Genomic DNA, 25,110 nt, shown 5'->3' with positions numbered 1-25,110 from the left:
TTAAAACCTCCATCATCATTTGTTATAAAGCAAAAATTGTTTTTGTAAGTATTTCGTTGTTAAACTCGTCGGTTGTTTAATCAGATCAGTTGGCCGTCCCTGAGCAACAATTCGGCCGCCTTGGTCACCACCACGCGGTCCCATATCGATTAAATAATCAGCGTTGGCCATTAAATCCAGGTCGTGAGTAATCATTAATACAGTTGCGCCCTGATCGATAAGTTGTGAGAAGACCTTTAATAGAACCCGGACATCAAGCGGATGCAAGCCAACCGTTGGTTCATCAAAAATAAAAAGTGCGTTATTTTGACTGCGTTTCATGTGCGACGTCAACTTTAATCGTTGTGCTTCTCCTCCGGAAAGGGTTGGTGTGGCTTCACCTAAATGCAGATACCCCAGCCCCATTTGCTGCAAAACAATTAAGGTTTGTTGAATCGACTCGTTGTCTTTAAACAAACCAATGGCGTGATCGACATCGATATCCAAAACGTCCGCAATTGATAAGCCGTGCCACTTAACTTGGAGCACCTTGTCGTTAAATCGTTTTCCCTTACATGTTGGACAGGTTTCAACCATATCCGGTAAATATTGGATATCCAGAGAAATTTCACCAGTTCCGCCGCAGGTTGGACAGCCACCCTGCTTATTATTATAAGAGAAGTAACTGGCAGTATATCCTAACTTTTTAGCTGCAGGAAGCATGGCAAACAACTTTCTCAAGTGATCCATAATATTGGTATATGTCGCAACAGTCGATCTGGCATTTTTCCCAACCGGAGTCGCATCAACACTGACAATGTGTTTTAAACGTGAAGGCTCAAAATGGGCAATATATTTAGGCATCGACAGCTTTTTGAATTTTGCCTTAAAGGCATCCAACAACCCATCCAACACCAATGTTGTTTTACCGGCACCAGAGAATCCGGTAACGGCAATTAATCGGTTAATTGGAAATTCAGCAGTTACGTCATTTAAATTAAATCGATGGTTAATCGTAAGTTGTGCACGCCCTTTAGCAAATACATCTTTACCGGCAACCTGCCGGGTTAGCAATTCACCCTTTCCCGTTAAGAACGGACTGATTAACGATTGGGGATCCTGCTTAATCTGTGTCGGCGTTCCTTGAGCGATAATTTGACCGCCATTGGTACCAGAGCCGGGACCAATTTCAATAACCCAGTCAGCCGCATTAATAATTGATGTTTCATGGTCAACCACAACCAGTGAGTTTCCCTGGGCAACCAATTGATGAAAAATTTTGATTAAGCCGGAAACATTGTCGGGATGCAACCCAACTGAAGGCTCATCCAAGACGTATAACACACCCGTTGTCTGCGTCCGCAGGGTTCGTCCTAATTGAATTCGTTGTAATTCACCAGTAGATAAAGTTGCCCCAGCTCGGTCCATCGTTAAATAATCAAGCCCTAAGTCGAGCAATGGCTGGACCTGATTTAACAATTCTGTGGTTAAATTGTTGGCCAATTTCTGCATATCTGCAGGCAGCCACTGCTTAATTGCTTCGACAAATTGTGGCAGTCGACCAATGGGCATCTGACTTGCTTCGGCGATATTTTTCCCGGCAACTAACTGGGTGAGCCGATCGGGATTAAGCCGGGTCCCATGACAAACTGGACAAGTAAAGAAGCGATAGAATCGGTTAAGCCGTTTCAACGCCACGTCACTCTTAGTTGTTTTCATACTATCCTCAACCGCGTTGTAAGCATTCTCGTACAATGCATTATCCATATGAAAAACCCGGCCATTCTTGCTTGGGATATCGATGGCGTAATGTTTTTGACCACCATGAAGGACCATATTCCGTTCCTGATCCGTCAACTGATTGTATGGCACATCAATCCGCACACCGGCCGCTTGAGCAACAATCGGCATAAAATTTCGACCGGGTGTCCGCCACGCTGCCACGGCGCCATCCCGAATTGTTTTCGTTTCATCACCAATCAGTCTATCGCCGTCAAGCTGCTTGGTAATCCCCAGACCCTGACAGTTTTTGCAGGCACCATCGGAGTTAAAGGCAAAGTCCTCAGCACTGAAAGCATAAAATTTGGCACCGCAAGTCGGACATGTGATCAATCCCATTTCATCGCCAACTTTATCCATCGCTTCGGCAATCTTAATTGTCGGTGGTACTTGGTGGCCGTTGGGACATTTTGGTGATCCCAAACGTGAATAGATTAACCGTAAAACGTTAAAAATTTCGGTCATTGTGCCGACCGTCGAACGGGCACCAGGAACCGTCGGCCGCTGACGTAGCGCCAAAGCTGAAGGAATGTGCTTAACTGATTGGACATCCGCCCTGCCAACCTGACTGATTCGGCGCCGAGTGTATGTTGCTAAAGCATCCAAATAACGTCGAGCTCCCTCAGAGTAAAGAATTCCCATTGCCAACGAAGATTTTCCAGAACCTGATAATCCCGAAATCGCGACAAATTTGTGTAACGGAATATTGACTGAGATGTTTTTCAAATTGTTGACGTTTCCGCCAATCACTTCGATATGTTCAGGTTGCGAATTTTGTCCCATGAAAAGCCTCCAAAAATTAAACATCTTTAATTAATTTACCAACATCTTTTATTATAGAACAACCCTAAATTTAGTGTGATCGAAGATGTCTTTGTGAGAATAATAGATAGATTTTTAAAGAAATTTCATTTAATGGTTCGTAAGCAACGAGTTATGAATAGCAGCTTACATGATCTTTTGTATCACCTAAATTAAAATATGTTCCAAGAATATTATTGACATTTTTTAATTAAATGAGTATATTGGTAATAATTAATCTAGAGAAAAAGCAATGCGTAGAAGAGTATTAATTAACTGATTTTACAGGAAGCCCCTTAACTGAGAATGTGGCACTAATGTTAATTAAAAAAGTAATCTACAAGCTGTTGTTACGACAATCATTGATCGAAGTAACGACTGGGAATGCGCCCATTACAGCAATGAAGTATGTCTGCCTAATTAACGGCAGTTGGTACTTTACTGAGAGTCAGTTGTTTTACGACAGCTGAAAAATAGGTGGTAACGCGTTAAGGACGTCCTAACTTGTGAAAACAAGTAGGACGTCCTTTTTCTAGATCAACCGGATTTTAGAGTTAATTATTCTTGATAACAAGGAAGGATGTTTTAAATGACACGAAAAATTGGAATTATTGGAATGGGCCATGTTGGTTCAACTGCCGCTCACTATATCGTTGCCTGCGGTTTCGCAGATGATTTAGTATTAATTGATAAGAATGAAAAAAAGGTTAATGCCGATGCGACTGACTTTGAAGATGCCATGTCAAATCTGCCTTACCACACTAATATCACAGTTAACGATTACGCGGCGTTAAAGGATGCTGACGTCATCATCTCAGCCCTTGGAAACATTAAACTTCAGGATAATAAAAATGATGACCGCTTTGCTGAACTTCCCTTTACCAGTGCAGCCGTTAAATCCGTTGGTAAAAAAATCAAAGACTCTGGTTTTAATGGAATTATCGTTGATATTTCAAATCCAGTTGACGTTATTACTTCAATTTATCAAGAGATTACCGGTCTGCCCAAAGACCATGTTTTGGGAACCGGTACCTTACTTGATTCATCACGAATGAAACGAGCAGTTGCTAAGGAGCTTAGCATCGATCCCCGTTCAGTTTATGGCTATAACTTAGGTGAACATGGTAATTCTCAATTCACAGCATGGTCAACGGTTCGAGTATTAGGCAAACCAATTACAGAAATTGCCAAACAACGCGGGCTTGACCTGAATAAACTTGATAAGGCAGCCCGTGAAGGCGGCTTCAATGTGTTCCATGGTAAAAAGTATACCAACTACGGGGTTGCAACCGCCGCAGTTCACTTAGCCAATACAATTATGACAGATGCCCGAACCGAAATGGCCGTTTCCAACTATCGTGAAGAATTAAACACTTACCTTTCCTACCCGGCAATTGTTGGTCGCGATGGGATTATTGAACGACTCAATCTTCAATTGACTGACGAAGAAAAGGAAAAGCTCCAGACCTCCGCCAACTTCATTAAGACCAAATTTAAAGAATCGATGGCCAAAGAAAACGCATAATTTTCATTTGACATTTTCTTCGATAATAATTGTGAAGACATTAGAAGAAGCAGAACAAAATGTATGTTCCAGTCTCTGCAGCTAATTTTTATCCATTATTTAATCATTAAGTTAGCAAATGTCTCAATACAATTAACGAAAGGAGCTCAGAAACGTGATTTATTCACGATTCTAAGCTCCTTTTGTTTTAAAGTGTTTTTAATTTTCCTCGGAAATCAGCAACAGATTGATAACCCTTCTTATCCATAATTTCCTTTAATTCCCTGGAAATTCGATCAAAAATCTTTGTCCCTTCAAAGCCAAACTGGGTGCCAATCTGAACTAAGTTGGCACCACACAAAATATGTTCAAAAACGTCCTGACCGGAACGAATCCCGCCGGTTCCAATAATCGAAATATCTGGTCGTAATCGTAGTCGAAGTGCACGAACGTTAGCTAAAGCAGTCGGCTTAATATATTGGCCACCAATCCCACCGAAACCACCTTTCGGCTTAATAACCGCTGACTCGGTCTCTGGATTCACAATCAATCCGTTACCGACTGAGTTAATCGCATTTACGTAGGTAATTGGAAACCCATTTAGGACTTCCGCAATTCGATCAAATTGATGCATATCAAAGTACGGTGGTAACTTAATGCCAAGTTGTTTTTTGAAAAATTTGAATGTATCAGTCAAGATCTCGCGGACAGCTTCAAAATCATAAGCGATTTGTGACTCACCCTTAATATTTGGGCAGGAAAGATTTAATTCAGTCAGGCCATCAAATGAACTGGCCTGAATTTTCTTTAACATTTCCAAGTTTTGATCAACTGATAAACCGGCAATTGATAAAATCACCTGCTTCCCCGCCTTATTTTGGTTAGCCTCAGCAAACTTCAAATAATAGTCAAAGCCATGATTAGGTAACCCCATTGAATTAATGCACCCAAGAGCTGTCGCTTTCATCCGTGGACTCTCATTGCCTTTTCGTGGCTCTGGCGTGGCACTCTTGGTGACACAACCGCCAGCTTGAGAATCTAGAATCTTGTCCAGCTCATCAGTTGTTGCACAACGAATTCCAGCAGCGTTTAACAGCACATTATCAAATTGGTAATCACCAATATTAGCTTTTAAAGAAATGTTATTTGGCATTTGCTTCCTCCCGTTTAGTCCAGTCCCATGGGGCTTTGTGCCAGGTTGACAGACGTGAATATTGTTCCTCACTAAATTTGTTTTCGCGATGACCCTGTTCAATTAGTTTCGCGTAGCTAAGCAGTGGGTGTAACGTTGTGTGGGCATCGGCAAAATTCTTGTCAGCATCAGGCAGACCGTAAGTGAAGACTGACGCAACACCAATCACGTTAACGCCTTGTTTTCGAACCGCTTTAACCGCACCAAGGACGCTACCGCCCGTGGAAATTAAATCATCAATCAAAACCACTTTGTCAGCCTTCGTAATGCGGCCTTCAATTTGTTTGCCGGCACCATGATCCTTAGGCTTGGCCCGAACATAGATTAATGGCAGGTTTAGCCGCTCTGCCACCCATGCAGCGTGAGGAATTCCGGCTGTCGCAACACCACCAATCACCGTGGCGTCTGGATAATTTTCTTTGATTAATTCTGCCAACCCATCCGCGATCATGTCTCTGAGTTCTGGAATTGATATGGTCAAACGAAAATCAGTGTAAATAGGAGATAAAATCCCACTAGCATAACGAAATGGTTTTTCAAGGTTAATACTTACAATTCGATTATCGATTAATGATTGAATAATTTTATCAGTTTTCATTGTTCCACTCCTCTAACATTTTATGATAGGCGGCAACCGGATCATCTGCTTTAATAATTGGCCGGCCAACAACCAGTGCCGAACTGCCATATTGAGCAGCTTGGCTTGGCGTTGCTGTTCGTGATTGATCATCCTTGGGAAAGTTTGCTGGTCGAATTCCCGGCGTAACGTATAAGAAATCATCGCCCACCTGCTGTTTCAATGATGTGACTTCCAACGGTGACGTGATAACGCCATCAGCTCCGGATCGTTTTGCAAGCTTAGCCAGCGACACAACCTGATCAACCATATCCAAGCGACAATTTTGCTCGTTTTTTAAAGCTTCATCTGTAATCGAGGTCAATTCTGTAACGGCTAACAATTTCGGTGTTGGAACGCCAGCCTCTTCACTGCCAAGTTCCAAGCCTTCTTTGGCAGCCGCAATCATTTCTGAACCACCCAGTGCGTGCACGGTGGTATATGTGACGCCCATCCGACCAATCTGCATCATGCCCATTTTAACGGTGTTGGGAATATCCTGTAACTTCAAGTCCAAGAAAACTTTGAATCCCTTTTCTAATAAACTGTGAACAATTTCCGGCCCTTCACCATAAAACAATTCCATGCCAATTTTAACTGTCATACCTTCATCGGTTGGAAATTGGTCGATGATCTTGAACAGTCCCTCTCGGTTTGCGACATCCAGTGATACAATTAGTGGTCCTCTCATGATTACCCTCCATTATTTTTTACATAAAAAGAGCCCGCAACAATGCAGATCAAGCCATCTCTGGACTGACTCTATCTGCAAATTCACGGACTCTTTGATTAATATGTCGTCCGCTTTTGGCCTCTCTGAACCAAATTAAAGCTTTGTTATTTGTTAATTACTTTATCACTTGATCGGCACTTGTTCAAGATAATTTTCTTGGGAACCACATTTCAACCCAATCATACTAACGAAGATCACCCATAGACACAGCCCTTCTGGTATTCCAAATTATGTTCAACTATGATAGAAGATAATCATTTTTTCAATAAGGAGGCGGCTGGCTTACGACAATTCATTCAAAACGAGCGTATTTTTCCCTTGCCCTCAGTCCATTTGCCTCCCAATTAGGTTCAGCAATTTACATTCTGGGACTCAACTGGTTAATTGTTCAAGCCCCCGGCAATACCAAACTACTGGGATGGATTGAAGGACTTGGTGGCTTTGCCTTTTTATTAGGCGACTTTTTGGTGGGTTCCCTGGTCGATCAGCATAATCGTAAAACCGTCTTGATCGGCACTGACGTTATTTCCGGATTGGCTTGTCTCATCGGGAGTTTTTTACTCAACAGTCAGCATCCCCAAGTTTGGCTGCTAATCCTGATAACTGCCATATTAAACTTGATGCTGGCCATTAATTTTCCGGCAGCCAAAGCGATCGCACCCGAAATTATCCCCGCCCAATTTCTACAAAGATTCAACGCAATTGCCAATACCCTGTTTAATTTCGCCAATGTTTTTGCGCCACTAATTGGTGGTAGCTTGTTGGCGATCAAAAGCATTGATTTTAATGAATTTCTGATCATTAACGCCTGCTCTTATCTCGCAGCAATTCTACTAAACGGACTAATTCCCTATCACTATGAAACCAAATCAAATAATCAACCTAATCAATCTGCCTTCAAGAGCACATTGCTTGGGTTGCAATATATCAAAAAACATCCCATTTTGATGATCAACATGCTGGCAATGGGTATCTTTAATTTTTGTTACGCCGGTTTTATGTTGACGGCGCCATACGTTGGTCACCATTTCTTTGGTGGTCAATCTAATCATTACAGCCTATTTTTAACGATTGCCGCGTTGGGAGGCTTATTGGGTGGTCTCTGGTTAACCCTTCAAAAACGTCAAATCACGGCCAAAACCATTTATCGTGAACAACTATTTTACGGTCTGATTTTAATGATCTGCGGTTTATTTTTATCGCTTCCCAGTTGGCTGCTGATTGCGTTAACCTTTGGGATCGTTCAAGCCAGATTTTTTGGTGGGATTACCACATTCATCCAGCAGGAAACCGACTTGCCTTATCTCGGCCGGATTTTTGGCGTAACCTTTTTGTTCTTTGACGGCGTCCAGCCACTCGGAGACTTCATCTTTGGGCCATTCATCAGTATTTGGCACCAATGGACATACGTAATCTTAGGCAGCATCATTTCACTATCGTTTTTATTACTTCTCCATTTGAATCGACGTGTCTAAACAAATTAACAATCAATTGCTACCAATAATAACAGACGCCAATTAAAATGGTTAATCCTCGAGACGGCCTTGCAAACAACATCAATTAATGCCATAATGTTCTCAGCAAAAAATAAAGGATGTCAGCGAGCATTCATTTTGGAGGATACGACATGGAAAATACAAGTTTAACGCGCAGTCATACTTTTTCGAAGAATCAGAAATGGATTATTGCTTCTACCAGTTCTGGCTTCGCTCTTGAAAATATGGATGTGCTTTTTTTATCGTTTGCAATGAGTTCAATGATTAGTCAGTTACACTTAAGCGGTGGTGCTGCCGGATTGATCGGCTCAATTACAAACTTAGGGATGTTGTTTGGCGGCATTTTATTCGGCTTAATCGGCGATCGCTTTGGTCGAGTAAAAACATTCTCATATACGATATTTATCTTCGCGTTTGCAACCGCTGCAATGGCATTTGCCAACAACATTACCTTGATTTATGGCTTACGGTTTCTAGCCGGAATTGGTGCCGGCGGTGAATATGGCGTTGGCATTTCGCTGATTGCCGAATCATTCCACAAAAACCAAATCGGTAAGATGACGTCGGTTGCTGCCATCGGTGGTCAAATTGGTGCCATTCTGGCAGCCATTGCCGCTGCTTTTATCATTCCACAACTTGGCTGGCATGCACTCTTCCTGCTTGGGTTGGTTCCAGTGGTTTTAACTTATTTCATCCGTCGGCATCTCCATGAAACAACCGAATTTGTCGAAGCCAAGAAAGAAGAAAAACGCTCTACAACCAGTGCCGTTTTCAAATTCATGTTTAGTTCACCAAAATTAGCTTATCAAAGTTTTGCTTTAATGATCATGACAACCGTTCAAATTGCCGGATACTTCGGTTTAATGAACTGGTTACCCATTATCGTGCAAAAGCAACTTGGACTCAACGTTTCAGGATCATCATTATGGATGATTTCAACAATTATCGGAATGAGCCTTGGCATGATCACATTTGGTTCAATCCTTGATTTCTTTGGCCCACGGCGGGCATTCGGTATTTTCCTACTTGCTTCAGCCGCAATGGTCTTCACCATTACCTTAGCTCATAATACAATCTCATTGTTGATCATTGGTGCGATTGTTGGTTTCTTCTCAAATGGGATGTTTGGCGGATACGGTGCCGTTATCAGTCGCCTTTATCCTACTGAAATTCGCTCAACTGCCAATAACGTCATCGTTAATATCGGTCGGGCTGTTGGTGGATTCTCATCAGTTGTTATCGGCATTCTAATGGATCACTACTCAATCACAGTGGTTATGGCATTCTTATCAATTCTCTACGTCATCAGTTTCATTACAATGATTACATTACCCGGAATGAAAAAATTGACATTACATGCTAACGAAGAATAGGTATGCGGATTGGAAATATTCCGAAGTATATAAATTTTTTCGATGTTTTTTAACTATGTAACACTGCCGCTTACGATTTTTCTCAACTGGGAAACACCGATTTTATTTTTGCTAAAACGTGCAAAAGTAAAGCAGCGCCCGGCCATATAAGTCGTTTTCCCTTATTTCTAAACTGGGAAACACCGATTTTATTCTTGCTAAAACGTGCAAAAGTAAAGCAGCCTCCAGCCATATAAGTCGTTTCCTCTTATTTCTAAACTGGGAAACACCGATTTTATTCTTGCTAAAACGTGCAAAAGTAAAGCACTCTCCGGCCATATAAGTCGTTTTCCCTTATTTCTAAACTGGGAAACACCGATGCTATTCTTTCTAAAACGCGCAAAAGCAAAGCAGCCTCCGGCCATATAAGTCGTTTTCCCTTATTTCTAAACTGGGAAACACCGATGCTATTCTTTCTAAAACGTGCAAAAGTAAAGCAGCCTCCGGCCATATAAGACACTTAACCCCCTATTCCGAAAACCGGAATAGGGGGTTAAGTGTCTTATATTCTGGAGCCTAACCGCTTTATTTTGCACTCTTATATTTTGCCAACGCCGTATTCTTATTCGTGATATCGATAAATCGGGCTTCACCCTCAACCGCATCCACGGCATCTCTCAAGCGATCACGGGAACCCTTAGCCAGTGGTAGTTTAATTAAATCTTTAGTTGCTGTAAGTAATTCCTCTTCATCAGCTACCGATCCCTTTAATGGTCTTGGATTAGTTGTATCCAGCGCCCGGTTAACCACTGCCTTCAATGGCCCCATTCGCATTAGTTCCAATACGGTATCATAATCAATGTCATACGCATCAGCCAAGTCCAAGGTCTCACGGATTCCGGCCTCAGCTGCCATGATACCAACGTTTGTGATGAGCTTTAATTTAGCACCGTTACCTAATGCACCTAAGTATTTAACGGTTCCAAACACCTTCAAGATCGGTAGTACGTTGTCAAAAGTTGCTTTGTCCCCACTACCAATTAAAACCAGTGATGCCTCGCGCGCATACCGAACACCACCAATAATCGGCACATCCAGTAAGTGCGTGTCCTTAGGAAGTGCGCGGTTAACCGCAAAGATCTTTTCAGGATCAAGCGTTGACGTAACGATTAAAGTACTTCCCGGCTGTAGGAAATTAACGATTCCGGGCTGATGATCATCACCAACATGTAACGCCAATACATCATCGGACATAACGGCCGTGATCACCACTTTTGAAGCTTTGACTGCCTCGGATAATGAAGTTGCCACATGAATGTCCGGCTGATCAATCTTTGCCAGCTTTTTGGGATCCCGATCCCAGACCGTCACATCATAACCTGCATCTGGTAAGTGGGTAATCATCTCAGAACCCATATCACCAATTCCAATAAACGTCACTTTTGTCATTGTTATCTCCCCTTTTAAATACGACCCAAGTGTGGATTCGATTATCATTCCTCATTATTATGTTAGTTTAACTATCAGATATCTCGCAATTGCGCACCAATCGGAACACACGGATCTTACATTTCCACTTCAGCATACCGAGAAAAGAGGCCTTAGGCAAACACTTTGCCCTAAGACCTCACTAACAATTATCCTAAATAACTAGGTAGTGTCTGCAGACAACAGACGTTAAATTTTTTTCACCGTGTTCGATTTGATAGGCTAAAAACAAAAGCTTGCGATCACGATAGAAAAATACCGTTATGAATTAAGTGATGAACAATGGTTTCTAATCGAGTTACTATTCCTCGCCTATTGCACTGGCCGACCACCGCGTCATGATTCTCACCATCATAAACAATGAAGGATTCCTCAATTTTGCGATGGGCAATGTCAGTAATGTTAATTACTTGTCTGATAATAGAATTTAGAATGACGGGAATTTGTTGTTCAGTAAAGCCGATGTAAAGGGTTAGTTCCACCTACCACTGGTAGATGGTAGTTGGATAAAATAGTAATTTCCCTTTCGGCTTTTATTCAAATTATTACCATTTTCTTGTTGACCAAATAGTTTGAGGACACACCCTAACTATTTTTTTGCCGCTGAACTGCATTAATTGCCACTTGGTAATCATGTAAAATCAATGCATCAGATTTTTCAGTCCGCTCTTTCTGATATGCAGATTGTAAATCCCCCAATATCTCTTCATCACCAGGCTTCGCCAATCTTCCCAGCGCATATGCGGCAGTTGCCCGAATCACCGGTCGAACATCTCCATCCATCACCTCTCGCAATTTAGGGATGGCTGAACGATCATTTAAGTTTGCTAAAGCAATGATGGCATTCCGCTGTAATGGTTTCTTGCCACGCCATGAGCCGGCCATTTGGCCAAATCCAGCCTTGAAATCGTGATTGGAAAGACTTAGTATCGGCAACAATTCCGGTCGGACCTTATCAGGATCAGGTGTCATTTCTTTGTGCAAATGAAAATCTTTTCCTTGGTTAAACGGACAAACCAACTGGCAGATATCACAGCCATAAATAACGTTTCGAGTCTTCTTACGCGCAAAGTCGCTCATTAGCCCCTTTGTTTGCGTCTGATACGACAAACACCGCTGGGCATTCATTTTACCATTGCCCAACAATGCCCGAACCGGACAAGCATCAATACAACGAGTACAATCGCCACACTGACATGGAATTGGCGTATCCGCCTCAAATTCAAGATTAGTGATCATTTCTCCCAAATAAACGAATGAGCCATATTCTTTAGTAATCAACAATCCATTCTTACCAATAAACCCGAGCCCAGCACGATTGGCTACCGCAACATCAACCAGCTCGCCAGTGTCAACCATTGGTTTGAATCTGGCAGTCTCGTCAAGGCCTTTGAGTTGTTTAATTAGGGAAGTCATTTTTTCTCGTAAAATTTGATGATAGTCAATTCCCCAAGAAGCTCTCGCAAATTGCCCCCGTTTTAAATTTGTTCGAACTGGTGATTCTTTCATTCGACTCGGGTAAGCCAGTGCAATAGCAATAATTGACTTTGGATGATCAAAAGTCAAAGCAGGATTTAGCCGCTCATCAAGATTGGGATGTTCAAAACCGCTTGTGTGTCCCGCAGCCTTTTGAGCTTCAAGGCCGGCACGCAAGTATTCAAAATTATCGGCAGTTGTAAATCCAATTTTATCAATCCCGATTTGTTGACTTAGTTCGATCACTTGTTGCTTTGAGATCGACATTTGATCATCCCCTCGAAAGTTTAGAATCGGCAAATGCTTATCAATTTGATAAACATTGATTCATTTAGTCACCATTTGTTATTCCCAATCCCATTCTTCTTGAATATTATCACAATCGTGGCTGTTGAACTAGCCAAAAAATCCTCTAAACCAACGAATAGATACTCACTCGCCAATTTAGAGGGATTATTTGAAATTAGATAAAGTTCAAGCCATTATTTTTGACTCGGGATTAACATTAACTCTGTGTGTTTGGCACCAATTTTCGCTGATGCAGATAAGTGACACCGCCAAATACCAATGTCCAAACAATTGCGCCAACGGCCCCAATGACATCTTCTGGTATGAAGAATAAGCTGACAAAGATAACCGCGAAGAACGCGATGGTTAATGGACTGGTGACGCTGTACCATGGCATCTTAAAGCCGTCTGGTAAGAAATCACTTGATGCCCGATATTTTCTGTGAGCCAGCATCGACAAGGTATAAACAATAATGTACATATCACTGGAAACCCCTGTTACAATCGTGAAGACTGACGTAATCGCAGTGGTTAAACTCATCAATGGTGTAACCAAAACCAACGCTGCTGAGAAAATAATTGCGGCTGCAGGAACGCCGTTTTTGGAAATTTTGGCGAACGTTTTGTGCATCCAACTATTTTCTGGGACTTCGGTTGCCAACTGGTAGAAATGCCGGCCGGCTGAGAAAATACAACTATTTAGTGAAGAAGCTGCCGAGGTCAATACCACAAAGTTAATTACCGCAGCCGCTGCAGGAAAACCAGCTAACTTAAACACTTGAACAAACGGGCTACTATCAGCCGTTAATGATGTCCAAGGGATAATACCCATGATGACAATCAATGCGCCAATATAGAATAGTAAGATTCGAATTAACGTTTCGTTAACCGCTTTTTTAATTACAGTGTGTGGTGATTTAGCTTCGCCAATTGTGATGCTGACAAATTCAATTCCCTGAAAGGCAAAGAAAACCATTGGGAATGCCGAGACAAAGTTAAAGACACCGTGTGGGAACAGTGTATAATTGTGAAAAACATTTGTAATCGTTGCGTGGCCCAATGGCGTAACCGAATGGCTGAACATCATGAACACACCTGTTACAATCATGGCAACGATCGCAATAATTTTAATCATTGCAAACCAGAATTCAGCTTCCCCGAACAACCGGGCAGCAATTAAATTAACACTTGCCAAGACTCCCAAAAAGATCAGTTCAACAACCCACGATGGAAAATTCGGAAACCAGAATTTAACATATGTGGCCGTCGCAGTCAATTCTGCCATACAAACAAAGACTAAGCCAATCCAATAAGTCCAGCCGCTAAAATGACCAACTGTCGGACCTAAATATCGAGAAATGAACGAAACAAACGTGTGTTGGGAAGGATCGGAATAAAACATCTCACCGATTGCCCGCATCATAAAGAAGAAGAACAAGCCCAATGTTAGGTAAACCAACATTACGGACGGGCCGGTTTTACTAATTGTACTTCCGGATCCCAAAAATAGTCCTGTTCCGATTGTGCCACCAATGGCAATCATCTGAACATGCCTGTTACTTAAGGCTCGCATGGTACCATCTTGGTTCTTGGTAATAGTTGATTTCATAAGCATCCTCCTACAAAATAAGGGCAAATAAGACAGTTACTAATTAAATTCTAATTGGAATGTCATTATTCTACCACACATTTTCAATTCGTGTTAGATATTTTTACATATGAAATCGTTTTTATATAATTTTATTTAATTATGTGAGTCTTTTATGAACGAAATGTCAGGTTTAATAACATATTCGTTTTAGAAAAATATCCTTTCCGGTTAAATGAAATCTCAGTTAATTAATTACCAACTTTACTTGCTTTTTCTCACCCATCGTTCTATACTCCTAATTAATAATTTAAAGTCGAATTACATGAAGTAGTTCCTTATCTGGGTGTCAGGAAGTTGGTGGTCGCTGCGAACCAATCAGGATAAGGGAGACGAAATACCGTAATACTCTCGACAATGGTCAATAACTAGAATCCATTATCTTCTAGTGAGCGGTGTATTTTTTGAATACACAAGTTGGGTGGTACCACGGTAAAGAGTCTAATCGTCCCTATTGCATATGAACATGCAATAGGGACGATTTTTTATTTACCAGAGAAAGGGATGTTGAACATGGAACGATCAACTAATGGGGGCTTAGCGCGATATTGATAGCCACTCTTTATGAAAACAATTAGTCACGAAAAAACAAAAAGAGGTTAATCAATATGACGAAAAGTAAATTATCTTTAAGTGAAGCAATTATTGTTCTAATTATCATCTTAGCAATTATGGGTTCTGGTGTAATCGGCCTGGGCTTGTCACCACAAGTTCCAGTTTTACTAGCCATTACCGTCACCATTTTTTGGGCAAAGCTGCGCGGATTTAACTGGCATGAAATCAATGGCGGCATTAAGGACGGTATCGATAAAGGAATCATTCCAATTGTTATTTTTATTTTAATTGGAGCAATGATCAGTACCTGGATTGCTGCCGGGACAATTCCAACTTTAATGGTCATTGGCTTTAAGGCAATCAGCGCACAATGGTTCCTACCAACAGTCTTTCTGGTTTGTTCCCTAGTTGGCGCCGCGGTTGGAAGTTGCTTCACAGTCGTTTCAACCGTCGGAATTGCTTTCTTCGGCATCGGCGTAACCATGAACTTTAACCCAGCCCTCGTTGCCGGCGCCATCATTGCCGGAGGAACTTTCGGCGATAAATTGTCACCATTATCCGAGACTAATAACTTAGCGGCCGCCGTCGTTGATACGGATCTATTTGATCATATGAAAACCATTTTATGGTCGACATTACCAGCTGCAGCCATTTCAACAGTGGCATTTGCCGTTCTGGGAATGGGTCACAATCACGCTGACATGGCAAAAATCAACACCACGGTCGCTGCATTGAATAATGACTTTCACATTTCAATTATTGCATTAATTCCGATCGCCCTGGTATTCATCTGTGCCGCCTTTAAAATGGCAGCCATCCCCACCATGCTGCTCAACATTTTTGTTTCAGCTGCCATGATGTTTATGAATAATACCGGTTTAAATATGAATAAGGCCAGCGATATCATCACAAATGGCTTCGTGGCAAAAACCAGCAATCATGAAGTCAACTTACTATTATCTCGTGGTGGCATTGTTAGTATGATGCCAACCGTTGCCCTGATTGTATTAACATTATCTCTTGGTGGTTTGCTCGTTCACTTTGGTTTAATCAGTACCGTAATGACACCAATCGCCACTAAGCTGAATAATTCAGCCAAATTGATCACGGCAGCTTTATGTGCCTGCATTGGGGTAAACATTTTCGTGGGTGAACAATTCCTATCAATTATCTTACCAGGTCGGGCTTTCAAACAAGCCTTCAATAACGGCGGCTTAGCCAGTTCAGCTCTTGGCCGGGTCCTAGAGGATGGCGGTACCGTTCTGAATTACTTGGTTCCTTGGGGTGTCGGTGGTGTCTTTATCGCCAACACGTTGGGCGTTCCAACCATGCAGTACCTGCCATTTGTCTTCTTCAGTCTTCTCTGCCCTGTCTTCTCACTCTTAAGTGGCTTTACGGGAATCGGATTACGGAAGTTAAATGCTACTGAAGATGCCAAAGGAAAAGAAACCGTGCCAGTACAAAATTAGAATGTTTCTTAATCCGGATTTGGTTTTTAAAATATAACACAACTCACCCCATATCCCTAATTAAAGTAAGGATATGGGGTGAGTTGCGTTATGGGATATTTGATTAGCTTTCCGCACCATTGCGTTTCTTGTTACTAAGATACGCAATAGGCCTCGGATTCTGACCATATTAATCCTACACATAGTATTCCACTCTAAGGAACAAATCCTGGCCACATAAAACAAGCGTGTGATAAGCAGTCCCGGCCATTTAAGCGGTCTAACCAAATATCCAAAAACAGAATATTCGTTGCTTTCGGCTACCAAGCAGAAACGTGTGACAAGCAGCAGCCCCCGGCCATATAAGCGGTCTAACCAAATATTCAAAAACAGAATATTCGTTGCTTTCGGCTACCGAGCAGAAACGTGTGACAAGCAGCAGCCCCCGGCCATATAAGCGGTCTAACCAAATATTCAAAAACAGAATATTCGGTTAGACCGCTTATATTCTGGGAGCTAACCGCTGCTTGTCACACTCTGTTTTAATAATGCCTCCTCCTATGAATTCCAGCATACCGTGCCAACACAAACGCTACATCACATAACCAGGTTTCCAGCTTTTTCATTTGTTGTCCTCCAAAATAAACATGACCCGCTTTAATTCACCCAACGCATCGCCGGCATTTTGCCATTGAAAATCATATCCCAATGAGATGTTTTGATAAGAAATCCCATGATAGCTGATTTGATTTGGCATATGAGAGTGACCACTAATCGACACACTCACATGATTCTGCTCAAAGATTTGACGATACCGTTCACTGCCTAACGGATACATAAACCGATCGTATCCGGGAATTGGCATTTGGCGGGCCAATCGCTTCGTTGGTAACATATGTGTTGCGACCAGTATCTTTTTTGAACCAATTTGCATCTGGTTAATTTGGTGCTGCCAAGCAAAAATTTGATTGGTGACCCAATTTCGATCACGTCGATAACTAATCTGGTTTCGATTAATATACATTTGATCTGGCCAAACGTGTTTAGCAATCCAGTTGGTCGCTAATTTAGGACCCAAGAATTCAGAAAAACCCTTCGCAAACGTATAATCATACCATCCATTAATCCCCGTAATAATCCAATGCGGTGTCACAATTGGATGACGCGTTAACGAGGTCGACAAATGATCCAATTGACAATAGGCTTGGCGTGATTGTCGTTGGACCTCCGCCACTGATTGCTGCCGCGGATTGGCCACATAAACATCATGATTTCCGACCAAAGTCCGGATTGGTACCGGTAACACTTTAGAAAGTGCTTGATCAAATTTCAGATTTCGAGTCAGTCCGTTTGCCGAATCGCCCATGACTACTAATTGATCAAGCTGCTGATCTTGCACCAGTTTCAGCAAAATTGCTGCAAAATCATATTTTCGATTAAAATCAGTATGAAGATCAGAGACAAACCCAACGCGCATTATGATCCTTCCTTTGATGACTAATTGTTTCCGTGCTTTTGTCTTCATATTATCTTGTCTCTTCTCATTTTACAAAAGAATCTGGCAAGTTTTAACAAAACGCTTACATATCAGCATTTTTTTAAACAACGGTCACAAATCCACACGAACAGTAATAATGCCATGAAAAAATCTGCAATCCCATTTTTAAAGAGGTCGCAGATCTTTTTAATAATCACTATTTGGCATCCATTAAATGAATCGTCAGAACATCAATTATGTCTATCTTAAATCTTGGTTAGTCGCCGCGACAGACTTGCAACGATAAACAATAATCCCGCCGCAATCAGAAACACAAATTGAACACTGATCGTATCGCTTAACCAACCAATTGTTAAAGTCGCAAGCGAATAAGTTCCCGTGTATAAAACATTTTGCAACGCATACACAACAACCAACTGATCATTTGAAACATTTTTTTGAACCAGTGTCGTTTGTGGTACATTCTTCATTGCTGAACTAACGCCAAACAACATTGCCAATAATAACGTCACTATCGGCAGGTGATTAACAGCGACCAACAGCATAATAGCACTACTGATTAATGCTCCCCAACTGATGACTCGAATCTTATGCTGTTCTAATCTTTTAGCAAGGAAATAACAACCCCAACTGCCTAAAAATGCACCAAGCATATATATGGCGTTAATATACCCCCACCACGTGGAAGAGACCTGTAACACCTGGTGGACAAAAACGAGGATAATTGCTGAAACCCACACCGTATTTGCGGCAGTTTCCAATAAATCCATCGCCGTAACCACCCGAAGCAATCGGCTATTTTTAATCACTTTCCAACCACTTGTGAACTGATCCCAACTGACTTGCTGATGAAGCGGCTGATCCACATTGGGCAATGCCAACATCAAACCAGACGCAACGGCGGCAACAGTCACGCCAAAAATTAACAATTGATCAATTTGAAAGAACGCCAGCAACGTGCTTCCGATTGCCCAACCGCCGATTCCGAGAAGTTGATACGCCCCACCTAAAAGGCTGTTTGCTTTAACTAAATAGGCATCGGAAACGTAGTCGCCGCACTAACCGGTTCCGCCAAACCATCCAGTAGTGCGATCATGATCACAACAACATCAATCAAAATCAGTCGGTTAACCGATAGCCGAATAGAAAAAACCATGACTAAGAAAAGCAATAATAGGAATTTACCAAATTGACTGACAGCCAAGACTTGGTTTAGCCGCCACCGACTCGTTATTAACGGCGTCAAAAGGCCGGAAATTACCATTGATGCTGTTAGCAAAACGGGGATAAGCGAAGTCACAAACGCATTGTGAGTTCAAGTGTAAACTGAGTTGATCACTGAAATAGTATACAGAATATCCCCAACATTAGCAGCTGACTGCCCGACAAGCAGTTTAGCAAATGAACGATTTTTTAACATTTCTAAACACATCCTTAATTAATTGAGATGGTGACCAAAGCTTAGAAATGATATGCTAAATCGCTTGTGGATTATGAATGAAAGAACCGCTTAATTGATTGATTTCCTTCACCCCCTTACATGATTAAAAGGATGCAAGATATTGAAATGGGTTGTTAACTGATCGTTTTTTGCAGAATCGTTGTGCCTGTTTCAAGTCTCCACCTGAAAGTTCTATTTCATTACTATCTAACGCACTAAGACCTGTAATTCTCTCTTCGGCACTTGCATTACAAAGTTCAATAAATTTCAATCGCATACTATTATAATTATTAAATACTGTCGATAACCAGGCGTCTTCGTTTGCTGACGCCAATTGATTTTCTAGCGGAGACCTAATTATTGTTATGGGATACATTAAAACTCATCATATGCCTCCTTCCATCTGACCAGTAGTAAACAAAATAAAGCCATAAATATAATGAATAAAAACATAAACGACTCCCAGATATTATTTCTATAAAGTATATGAAATTTGTAATTCCAAAAATAACGTAAGATTCTATTCGCGTGATATAAGGGATTAAATAGCGCAGCTTCCTGCATCCATTTAGGCATCATTGTTAGAGGAACCGTCGCATCAGACAAAAAGAACATTGGGAAAAAAAGTGTCATCATAACCATAGTATAAGTATTAACTTTTTTAACCAATAAGGCGATTATGATCCCAAGCATTAACGCGAATAAGGTAAAAAGGACGTAAACAAAGAAAAATGGAATCTTTTTCACCCCCAATGGGATATGAAAACAAACACTTGCTGATATCATAATTAGCATAAATCCAAGCATTGCAATAATAGTAGCTTTTATCAAGATTACACTGATAAAACGCACTAAACTAATAGGAGTAGCTCTAATACGTTTATAAATTCCCTTTTCCTTATCAGATATCAACTGATTTCCGACACTAAATACACTAGAAGAAAAAAGAATAAGCATTAAAAAACTTGGTATATAAACTGTAAAAAAATCAATTCCTCCATAGGTCATATTAGAATACATACTTCCAAAGATTAAAAAACTCATCAATGGCATCACAATACTAAAAAGCAAATAAAGCGGTTGCCGTATATACATCTTAAGCTCGATCACTAGTTGAACAAGTGTACTTCTTATTGCTGTCATCACCTCACCTCATTCTTTTCTATGTATATGTCTTCTAAACTTTTACCTGTCTGTTTAACAATATTGCTTACAGTATCATTCATAAGAACTTTTCCTCTTTTTAGCATCACCAACTGATCACAGTTCCTTTCAACTTCGTCCATGTAGTGTGAAGAAACGATCGTTGTTGTTCGGTGCCCCACTGAGGATATCAGTGACCAAAGATCCCGCCTAGCTATTGGATCGAGACCAGTAGTTGGTTCATCAAGTATCAGTAAATCTGGAGCATTTAATAATGCGACTGCTATATTTACACGTTGCTTCATTCCACCGGATAAATTACGATAATACTCGTTAGAAAATCTCTTTGTTTTTGTTTTTATTAATACCGAGTCTATTGATTCATGCTTTGAATAAAATGATCCAAAAAGTTCTAGTATCTCCTTAACTTTTGCATCTGGATAAAATTCGTTTTCTTGTAACACAACTCCCAACTTTCGTTTAAAATCCTTATTTGGTTTATAACTTAAAGTCCCCGATGTCGGCTTTTTTAATCCAGCTAAAATTTCTAAGAAGGTGGTTTTACCAGATCCATTATGGCCAACCAATCCAATAATTTCTCCACTTGGAATGTCAATAGAAACACCATTCAAAGCTACATTTTTTCCGTATGTTTTTGTTAAACCAGTAGTGCTAAGTTTCAATTATGGTCACTCCTTTCAAAAAGTCTGGTGAATCCAAAATTGGTCACCAGAACGACAAATAAAAAGTAAGTTTTAAAATTTAGATATGAATGTGAACACTACAACATGAAGTTGATGCACAGCATGAGCAGCTATCACAGGATGAAATTCCACTTGATGCAGCACTTTCTGACAAAGTAATTGCCTCGTCAATTTCGATTAACTCAACATTATCAAATAATTTGTCAATGGCTTTCTCGCTGTCCTGGGCCTCGTCATCAATTAATTCTTTATCTTTGGTCTTGATTCTTTCTAACATAAAGATAAGTTTAGTATAATAACAATTAAGTGAGATAACAAGCCATTATGGCCATTATTATCTCACTTAATTAAAAAACATTTTCATGAACGGCTTTCAGGAACGTCCCGTTATTCATTCAACTCGTCAGATGAACTAATCAGTTGCCAAGCCCCGGGTTGCTTGCTTTCCTCAACCGTAAATTCCTTGGATTTTAAGTTAGCATCCAATTTGGCCTGAAGGTGACCATCCTCAGACTTCCGAATCACAATAATGCGATCTTCATCCGGCTGCTTAACTTCAATTGCACCTGATAGTGAAAAAGCATCGCTGGTATTTCTGAATCTAAGCAATTTCAACAATGATTGGACAACCGGCCGCTGAATATCCTGGTCAATTTCAGCCATTGAGTAGTAATGCCGATTGATATTTCGACCTTCCTTTGTCGCTTCCAGCAACGCCAAATCATTTTTCCCGGCCAATAACCCGACATAGTAAACCATCGGAATACCGGGGGCAAACACCTGAATTGCCCGAGCCATCAAGTAGGCATGATCATTGTCTCCCAAGGCTGAATAGTAGGTTGTGTTAATTTGATAAATATCTAAATTATGATAAGCCGAACTCGAGTAAACTTTTTTAACGTTTGCCCCAACTTGATACAATTCATTCTTGGTATCGTCAATCTCATCATCCGATAAAATATCCTTGGCATCCACAACGCCAATGCCATCATGCGTATCCAGTGTTGTAAACTGCTTCATCGGACTTGTCTTTAACCAATTGGCCAATCGATCGCCCTTTCCAGTATACAAACTATATAGCGTTACCATTGGCAAAGCAAAATCATAGCTAAAATAGCCATGGTCCGTTAATTTGCGAACGATATGATAATTCTCGTGAATCTCTGGTAATAACATCGCGCCACTTGGCTTTGTAATATCATTAATTTCATTCAATAACTCCCAAATCTCCGGTTCAACAAAGAAATCGTTAGTACCGATTTTTTTAATTGCGTACGCAAACGCATCTAAACGAATAATTGATGCTCCCTGATTCATCAGAAAAAGGAGGGTTGCTTTAATAAATTCTTTGGTAACCGGCTTGGTGACATCCAGATCAATTTGATCACCGCCAAATGTATTCCATACTGGTTCAACCTCCCCATCGTCAAACGCAACCTCTTGAATTGGAGCTTGGGGCTTTCGTTTATAGATTTGATCAATATCTGCTTGAGTCGGTCGACCTTTTGGCCAAAACTGATTCCAGCGGATAAACATATCGCGATACTGCGATTGATTATGATTTTTGACAAAGTCTTTAAAATAAATCGATTTTTTCGAAAGGTGATTCACCATGAAATCAAACATTAAATAATAATTTTGCGCTAATTCATGGATATCATCCCAATTTCCAAAGCTGGGATCAACTTTGCGATAGTTAGTCGGCGCAAATCCCCGATCGGCAGATGATGGGAAAAATGGTAAGATGTGAACGCCACCAATGGCACCTTTAAATTTGGTTTCTAAGACCTGCCTTAAGTCTTTCAGGTTCTTTCCGAGACTATCCGGATACGTAATTAACATGACTTGATTCGTTGGTTTCATTTTTATCGCTCCCGCAACTGATCGAACTCAGTTTAATTGATTTATTTTTAGTCGATGTAAGCCTTTACACAAATCCATGTTACACGATTCACTTGATTATATCAATCGTTGGACAGAAAAAGGCTTCATTTTCATCACTTTTGGGTTGTTAGCTAAAACGCCTAATGATCGTCATAATATTCACTGTTGCGCGCATCATGCTTGATAGGATTGTTATTTGCACGCAAAGATATATCATGTTAGTTTAAAAGTGATCTTTAAGTCTCCAGCAAAAATGATCTAAACAAACTGAATGACTTATCCGTAATTAAGGAAGTGGTCTTAGTGTCTCAACAAAAGAAGCGGAAGAAAGAAAAAATGGCCCCATCACCTTGATGGCCGAACATGTTCGAAGAATGATGATTGGCAATATTTCAGATCAATATCATGGTTCCTCATGGGGAAATATTGTTCTTTTGATGATGGCGCTGGTGGTTGTTTACTTAATTCAAAAGCTGACAGGACGTTAATTGTTTTAAAAGCCAACTTGGAATAACTTACAACAGGAGCCTCTTGCTTTTATATACAAGGTTGGTGCATCAATAAATATAACGATTGTTAAGTTAAAAATGTGCAAATATTAGGAAGATTCTGGCCGTATAAGGCCCTTAGACGACATTCCCCCAACCAGGGAATATTGCCTAAGGGCCTTATATTCTGGAATTCAACTGCTTGATTTTGTGTTCTAAGACAATTTAATTTCCGTCGCCGATCGATAATTCAAATCTCGGAAGCCAATATCTTTTCGATAGTAGAACTGGCTCAAATCAATTTGGGCAAGCTCATCATTTACCTTCTTTTGAGCAGCCTTCAAAGTTTCCGCATGATCAACTATCGTAAAGATTCGGCCACCCGAACTGTATAACCTACCATTTTCTTCAATCACGCCAGCATAGAAAGCATTTGCCGGCAACTCTGGTAACAAGATGTGTTGCTTTGGCGAAGTCGGATAACCTGGTGCTGCTACAACAACTCCCAAGTAAAAGTCACCCTTTTGCCACTTCATATCCGGCAACTTATGGTTAATCAAATCCGTAGTAACTTGATAAAAATCGCTCTTTAATTGTGGCAGTAAAACCTGCGTCTCCGGGTCTCCTAAACGAACATTATATTCAATCACTTTCGGCCCTGCTTCGGTAAACATGCAGCCAATATAAATCACCCCAGCAAATTCCAAGCCCTCTTTAGTCAAGCCGTTCATTGTCGGATTAACAATTGCATTAATTGTTTCTTGTTGAATCGCAGCTGTAATATGGGGAACTGGCGAGTATGCCCCCATGCCACCAGTATTGGGTCCCGTTTCGCCTTCGTTAATTTTTTTGTGATCCTGTGAAATTGGGAAAATAACCCGTTGCTTGCCACCGACAAATAACATCAGCGAAAATTCCTCACCGGTCAGAAATTCTTCTACCAAAACCTCACCTGATTTATCCAAAGCTTTCTTGATTGTCGGTTTTAAATCCGCTGAATTCTTAACAATTGTGACCCCTTTACCAGCTGCTAACCCGTTTTCTTTGATTACCAACGGCAACTTTTGATCACCGGCATACCGAACCGCTTGATCATAATCACTAAACGTTTCGAAATCAGCTGTGGGGATCCCATTACGTCTCATAAAACGTTTGGCAAACGTCTTATCACTTTCCAAACATGCCGAAGCCTGACCGGGTCCGAATACCCGCAGACCGGCCTGCTCAAAATGATCAACAATTCCCATTGAAAGTGGCACTTCTGGTCCGACAAACGTTAAATCTATCTGATGTTTTTTTGCAAAATCAATTAATTTGTCAAATTCAAGCTCATCAATGGCAACACTAATAATCTGATCCTTAGCCATCCCTGGATTGCCAGGTGCACAATAAACCTGATCGACTTGTGGGCTTTTGGTAAAAGTTGCTGCAATTGCATGTTCGCGGGCACCGGATCCAATAACGAGGACGTTTGCCATAGTAAAAATCTCCTTCTAGTTGTGTTTAGTAACAATTATGTATCGGTCGGGATAGATGTCGTCATCATTATCCCGACTGGTTATTTTTTTGCTTGTTGATTGCTTTGGGCTACCTAGCT

19 protein-coding genes and 1 pseudogene are annotated in these 25,110 nt (G+C 40.9%); 5 read left to right on the top strand and 15 right to left on the bottom strand.

The genetic code is table 11. The features are described from left to right. Positions 1-15 precede the first annotated feature (15 nt). On the bottom strand, positions 16-2,541 hold the full coding sequence (locus FC85_RS09165) for an excinuclease ABC subunit UvrA (RefSeq protein ID WP_057865228.1): 2,526 nt from the start codon (positions 2,539-2,541) through the stop codon (positions 16-18). A gap of 335 nt (positions 2,542-2,876) precedes the next feature. Here FC85_RS09165 and FC85_RS15740 point away from each other — a divergent pair, with 335 nt between their 5' ends. Then, positions 2,877-3,029, top strand: a complete 153-nt coding sequence (locus FC85_RS15740; RefSeq protein ID WP_157051287.1) for a hypothetical protein — start codon at positions 2,877-2,879, stop codon at positions 3,027-3,029. A gap of 119 nt (positions 3,030-3,148) precedes the next feature. Beyond that, positions 3,149-4,084 (top strand): L-lactate dehydrogenase, encoded by a 936-nt coding sequence (locus FC85_RS09160; protein WP_057865227.1) that lies wholly within the window; start codon positions 3,149-3,151, stop codon positions 4,082-4,084. 187 nt (positions 4,085-4,271) lie between these two features. Here FC85_RS09160 and FC85_RS09155 read toward each other — a convergent pair whose 3' ends face one another. From FC85_RS09155 to pyrF, 3 genes are read right to left on the bottom strand one after another with little or no spacing between them, the layout of a single operon-like run. Continuing rightward, the gene (locus FC85_RS09155; RefSeq protein WP_057865226.1) at positions 4,272-5,216 is read right to left on the bottom strand and encodes a dihydroorotate oxidase; all 945 of its coding nucleotides are present in this window, start codon (positions 5,214-5,216) and stop codon (positions 4,272-4,274) included. After that, positions 5,206-5,853 carry an orotate phosphoribosyltransferase gene (pyrE, locus tag FC85_RS09150; RefSeq protein ID WP_057865225.1) on the bottom strand — a complete coding sequence of 216 codons (648 nt, stop codon included), beginning with the start codon at positions 5,851-5,853 and terminating at the stop codon, positions 5,206-5,208. Before pyrE ends, FC85_RS09155 begins: the two co-directional genes overlap by 11 nt. After that, the gene (pyrF, locus tag FC85_RS09145; protein WP_057865224.1) at positions 5,843-6,562 is read right to left on the bottom strand and encodes an orotidine-5'-phosphate decarboxylase; all 720 of its coding nucleotides are present in this window, start codon (positions 6,560-6,562) and stop codon (positions 5,843-5,845) included. Before pyrF ends, pyrE begins: the two co-directional genes overlap by 11 nt. A 332-nt stretch (positions 6,563-6,894) precedes the next feature. On the opposite strand from pyrF, the gene FC85_RS09140 reads away from it, so the two are divergent. Both FC85_RS09140 and FC85_RS09135 read left to right on the top strand, forming a co-directional pair. Then, positions 6,895-8,079, top strand: coding sequence for an MFS transporter (locus tag FC85_RS09140; RefSeq protein WP_057865223.1), 1,185 nt, complete (start codon positions 6,895-6,897; stop codon positions 8,077-8,079). Positions 8,080-8,231: 152 nt separating this feature from the next. Continuing rightward, complete coding sequence (locus FC85_RS09135) at positions 8,232-9,473, top strand: MFS transporter (protein WP_057865222.1); 1,242 nt, start codon at positions 8,232-8,234, stop codon at positions 9,471-9,473. 564 nt (positions 9,474-10,037) lie between these two features. Here FC85_RS09135 and FC85_RS09125 read toward each other — a convergent pair. The 3 genes from FC85_RS09125 to FC85_RS09115 all read right to left on the bottom strand — a co-directional run bounded on the left by FC85_RS09125 (position 10,038) and on the right by FC85_RS09115 (position 14,313). Then, entirely contained in the window at positions 10,038-10,901 is an 864-nt protein-coding gene (locus FC85_RS09125; RefSeq protein ID WP_057865220.1) for an NAD(P)-dependent oxidoreductase, read from the bottom strand. A gap of 624 nt (positions 10,902-11,525) precedes the next feature. Beyond that, a complete protein-coding gene (gene queG, locus FC85_RS09120; RefSeq protein WP_057865219.1) occupies positions 11,526-12,683 on the bottom strand; it encodes a tRNA epoxyqueuosine(34) reductase QueG in 1,158 nt (385 codons plus the stop codon). A gap of 238 nt (positions 12,684-12,921) precedes the next feature. Then, positions 12,922-14,313, bottom strand: coding sequence for an amino acid permease (locus tag FC85_RS09115; RefSeq protein ID WP_057865218.1), 1,392 nt, complete (start codon positions 14,311-14,313; stop codon positions 12,922-12,924). A gap of 647 nt (positions 14,314-14,960) precedes the next feature. Here FC85_RS09115 and nhaC point away from each other — a divergent pair. Further along, positions 14,961-16,376, top strand: a complete 1,416-nt coding sequence (nhaC, locus tag FC85_RS09110; RefSeq protein WP_057865217.1) for a Na+/H+ antiporter NhaC — start codon at positions 14,961-14,963, stop codon at positions 16,374-16,376. Positions 16,377-16,977: 601 nt separating this feature from the next. On the opposite strand, the gene FC85_RS09105 is transcribed toward nhaC, so the two are convergent. The 8 genes and pseudogenes from FC85_RS09105 to purD all read right to left on the bottom strand — a co-directional run bounded on the left by FC85_RS09105 (position 16,978) and on the right by purD (position 24,991). After that, on the bottom strand, positions 16,978-17,880 hold the full coding sequence (locus tag FC85_RS09105) for a metallophosphoesterase (RefSeq protein WP_225427609.1): 903 nt from the start codon (positions 17,878-17,880) through the stop codon (positions 16,978-16,980). Positions 17,881-18,098: 218 nt separating this feature from the next. Beyond that, positions 18,099-18,845 (bottom strand): annotated as a pseudogene (locus tag FC85_RS09100) (MFS transporter); the annotation flags it as partial. Between the two features lie 35 nt (positions 18,846-18,880). Beyond that, positions 18,881-19,153, bottom strand: a complete 273-nt coding sequence (locus tag FC85_RS15735; protein ID WP_157051286.1) for a hypothetical protein — start codon at positions 19,151-19,153, stop codon at positions 18,881-18,883. Positions 19,154-19,669: 516 nt separating this feature from the next. Beyond that, positions 19,670-20,437 carry an ABC transporter permease gene (locus FC85_RS09090; RefSeq protein WP_057865213.1) on the bottom strand — a complete coding sequence of 256 codons (768 nt, stop codon included), beginning with the start codon at positions 20,435-20,437 and terminating at the stop codon, positions 19,670-19,672. Then, on the bottom strand, positions 20,437-21,120 hold the full coding sequence (locus FC85_RS09085) for an ABC transporter ATP-binding protein (protein ID WP_057865212.1): 684 nt from the start codon (positions 21,118-21,120) through the stop codon (positions 20,437-20,439). The genes FC85_RS09090 and FC85_RS09085 overlap by 1 nt, the downstream gene beginning before the upstream one ends. A 79-nt stretch (positions 21,121-21,199) precedes the next feature. Next, entirely contained in the window at positions 21,200-21,418 is a 219-nt protein-coding gene (locus FC85_RS15535; RefSeq protein WP_083485069.1) for a thiazolylpeptide-type bacteriocin, read from the bottom strand. A gap of 110 nt (positions 21,419-21,528) precedes the next feature. Then, positions 21,529-23,004 (bottom strand): sucrose phosphorylase, encoded by a 1,476-nt coding sequence (gene gtfA / locus FC85_RS09080; RefSeq protein ID WP_057865211.1) that lies wholly within the window; start codon positions 23,002-23,004, stop codon positions 21,529-21,531. Positions 23,005-23,728: 724 nt separating this feature from the next. Beyond that, a complete protein-coding gene (gene purD, locus FC85_RS09075; RefSeq protein ID WP_057865210.1) occupies positions 23,729-24,991 on the bottom strand; it encodes a phosphoribosylamine--glycine ligase in 1,263 nt (420 codons plus the stop codon). Positions 24,992-25,110 lie beyond the last annotated feature (119 nt).

This window comes from Lentilactobacillus diolivorans DSM 14421 (assembly GCF_001434255.1).
GTDB classification, from domain to species: domain Bacteria; phylum Bacillota; class Bacilli; order Lactobacillales; family Lactobacillaceae; genus Lentilactobacillus; species Lentilactobacillus diolivorans.
Note: the sequence above shows the minus strand (reverse complement) of the source record. Positions and strands in the feature narration are given on the sequence as shown.

Coding starts and splice junctions, on each gene's coding strand:
- FC85_RS09165 (WP_057865228.1), bottom strand. CDS start 2,541: ATGGGACAAAATTCGCAACCTGAACATATCGAAGTGATTGGCGGAAAC.
- FC85_RS15740 (WP_157051287.1), top strand. CDS start 2,877: ATGTTAATTAAAAAAGTAATCTACAAGCTGTTGTTACGACAATCATTG.
- FC85_RS09160 (WP_057865227.1), top strand. CDS start 3,149: ATGACACGAAAAATTGGAATTATTGGAATGGGCCATGTTGGTTCAACT.
- FC85_RS09155 (WP_057865226.1), bottom strand. CDS start 5,216: ATGCCAAATAACATTTCTTTAAAAGCTAATATTGGTGATTACCAATTT.
- pyrE (WP_057865225.1), bottom strand. CDS start 5,853: ATGAAAACTGATAAAATTATTCAATCATTAATCGATAATCGAATTGTA.
- pyrF (WP_057865224.1), bottom strand. CDS start 6,562: ATGAGAGGACCACTAATTGTATCACTGGATGTCGCAAACCGAGAGGGA.
- FC85_RS09135 (WP_057865222.1), top strand. CDS start 8,232: ATGGAAAATACAAGTTTAACGCGCAGTCATACTTTTTCGAAGAATCAG.
- FC85_RS09125 (WP_057865220.1), bottom strand. CDS start 10,901: ATGACAAAAGTGACGTTTATTGGAATTGGTGATATGGGTTCTGAGATG.
- queG (WP_057865219.1), bottom strand. CDS start 12,683: ATGTCGATCTCAAAGCAACAAGTGATCGAACTAAGTCAACAAATCGGG.
- FC85_RS09115 (WP_057865218.1), bottom strand. CDS start 14,313: ATGAAATCAACTATTACCAAGAACCAAGATGGTACCATGCGAGCCTTA.
- nhaC (WP_057865217.1), top strand. CDS start 14,961: ATGACGAAAAGTAAATTATCTTTAAGTGAAGCAATTATTGTTCTAATT.
- FC85_RS09105 (WP_225427609.1), bottom strand. CDS start 17,880: ATGAAGACAAAAGCACGGAAACAATTAGTCATCAAAGGAAGGATCATA.
- FC85_RS09090 (WP_057865213.1), bottom strand. CDS start 20,437: ATGACAGCAATAAGAAGTACACTTGTTCAACTAGTGATCGAGCTTAAG.
- FC85_RS15535 (WP_083485069.1), bottom strand. CDS start 21,418: ATGTTAGAAAGAATCAAGACCAAAGATAAAGAATTAATTGATGACGAG.
- gtfA (WP_057865211.1), bottom strand. CDS start 23,004: ATGAAACCAACGAATCAAGTCATGTTAATTACGTATCCGGATAGTCTC.
- purD (WP_057865210.1), bottom strand. CDS start 24,991: ATGGCAAACGTCCTCGTTATTGGATCCGGTGCCCGCGAACATGCAATT.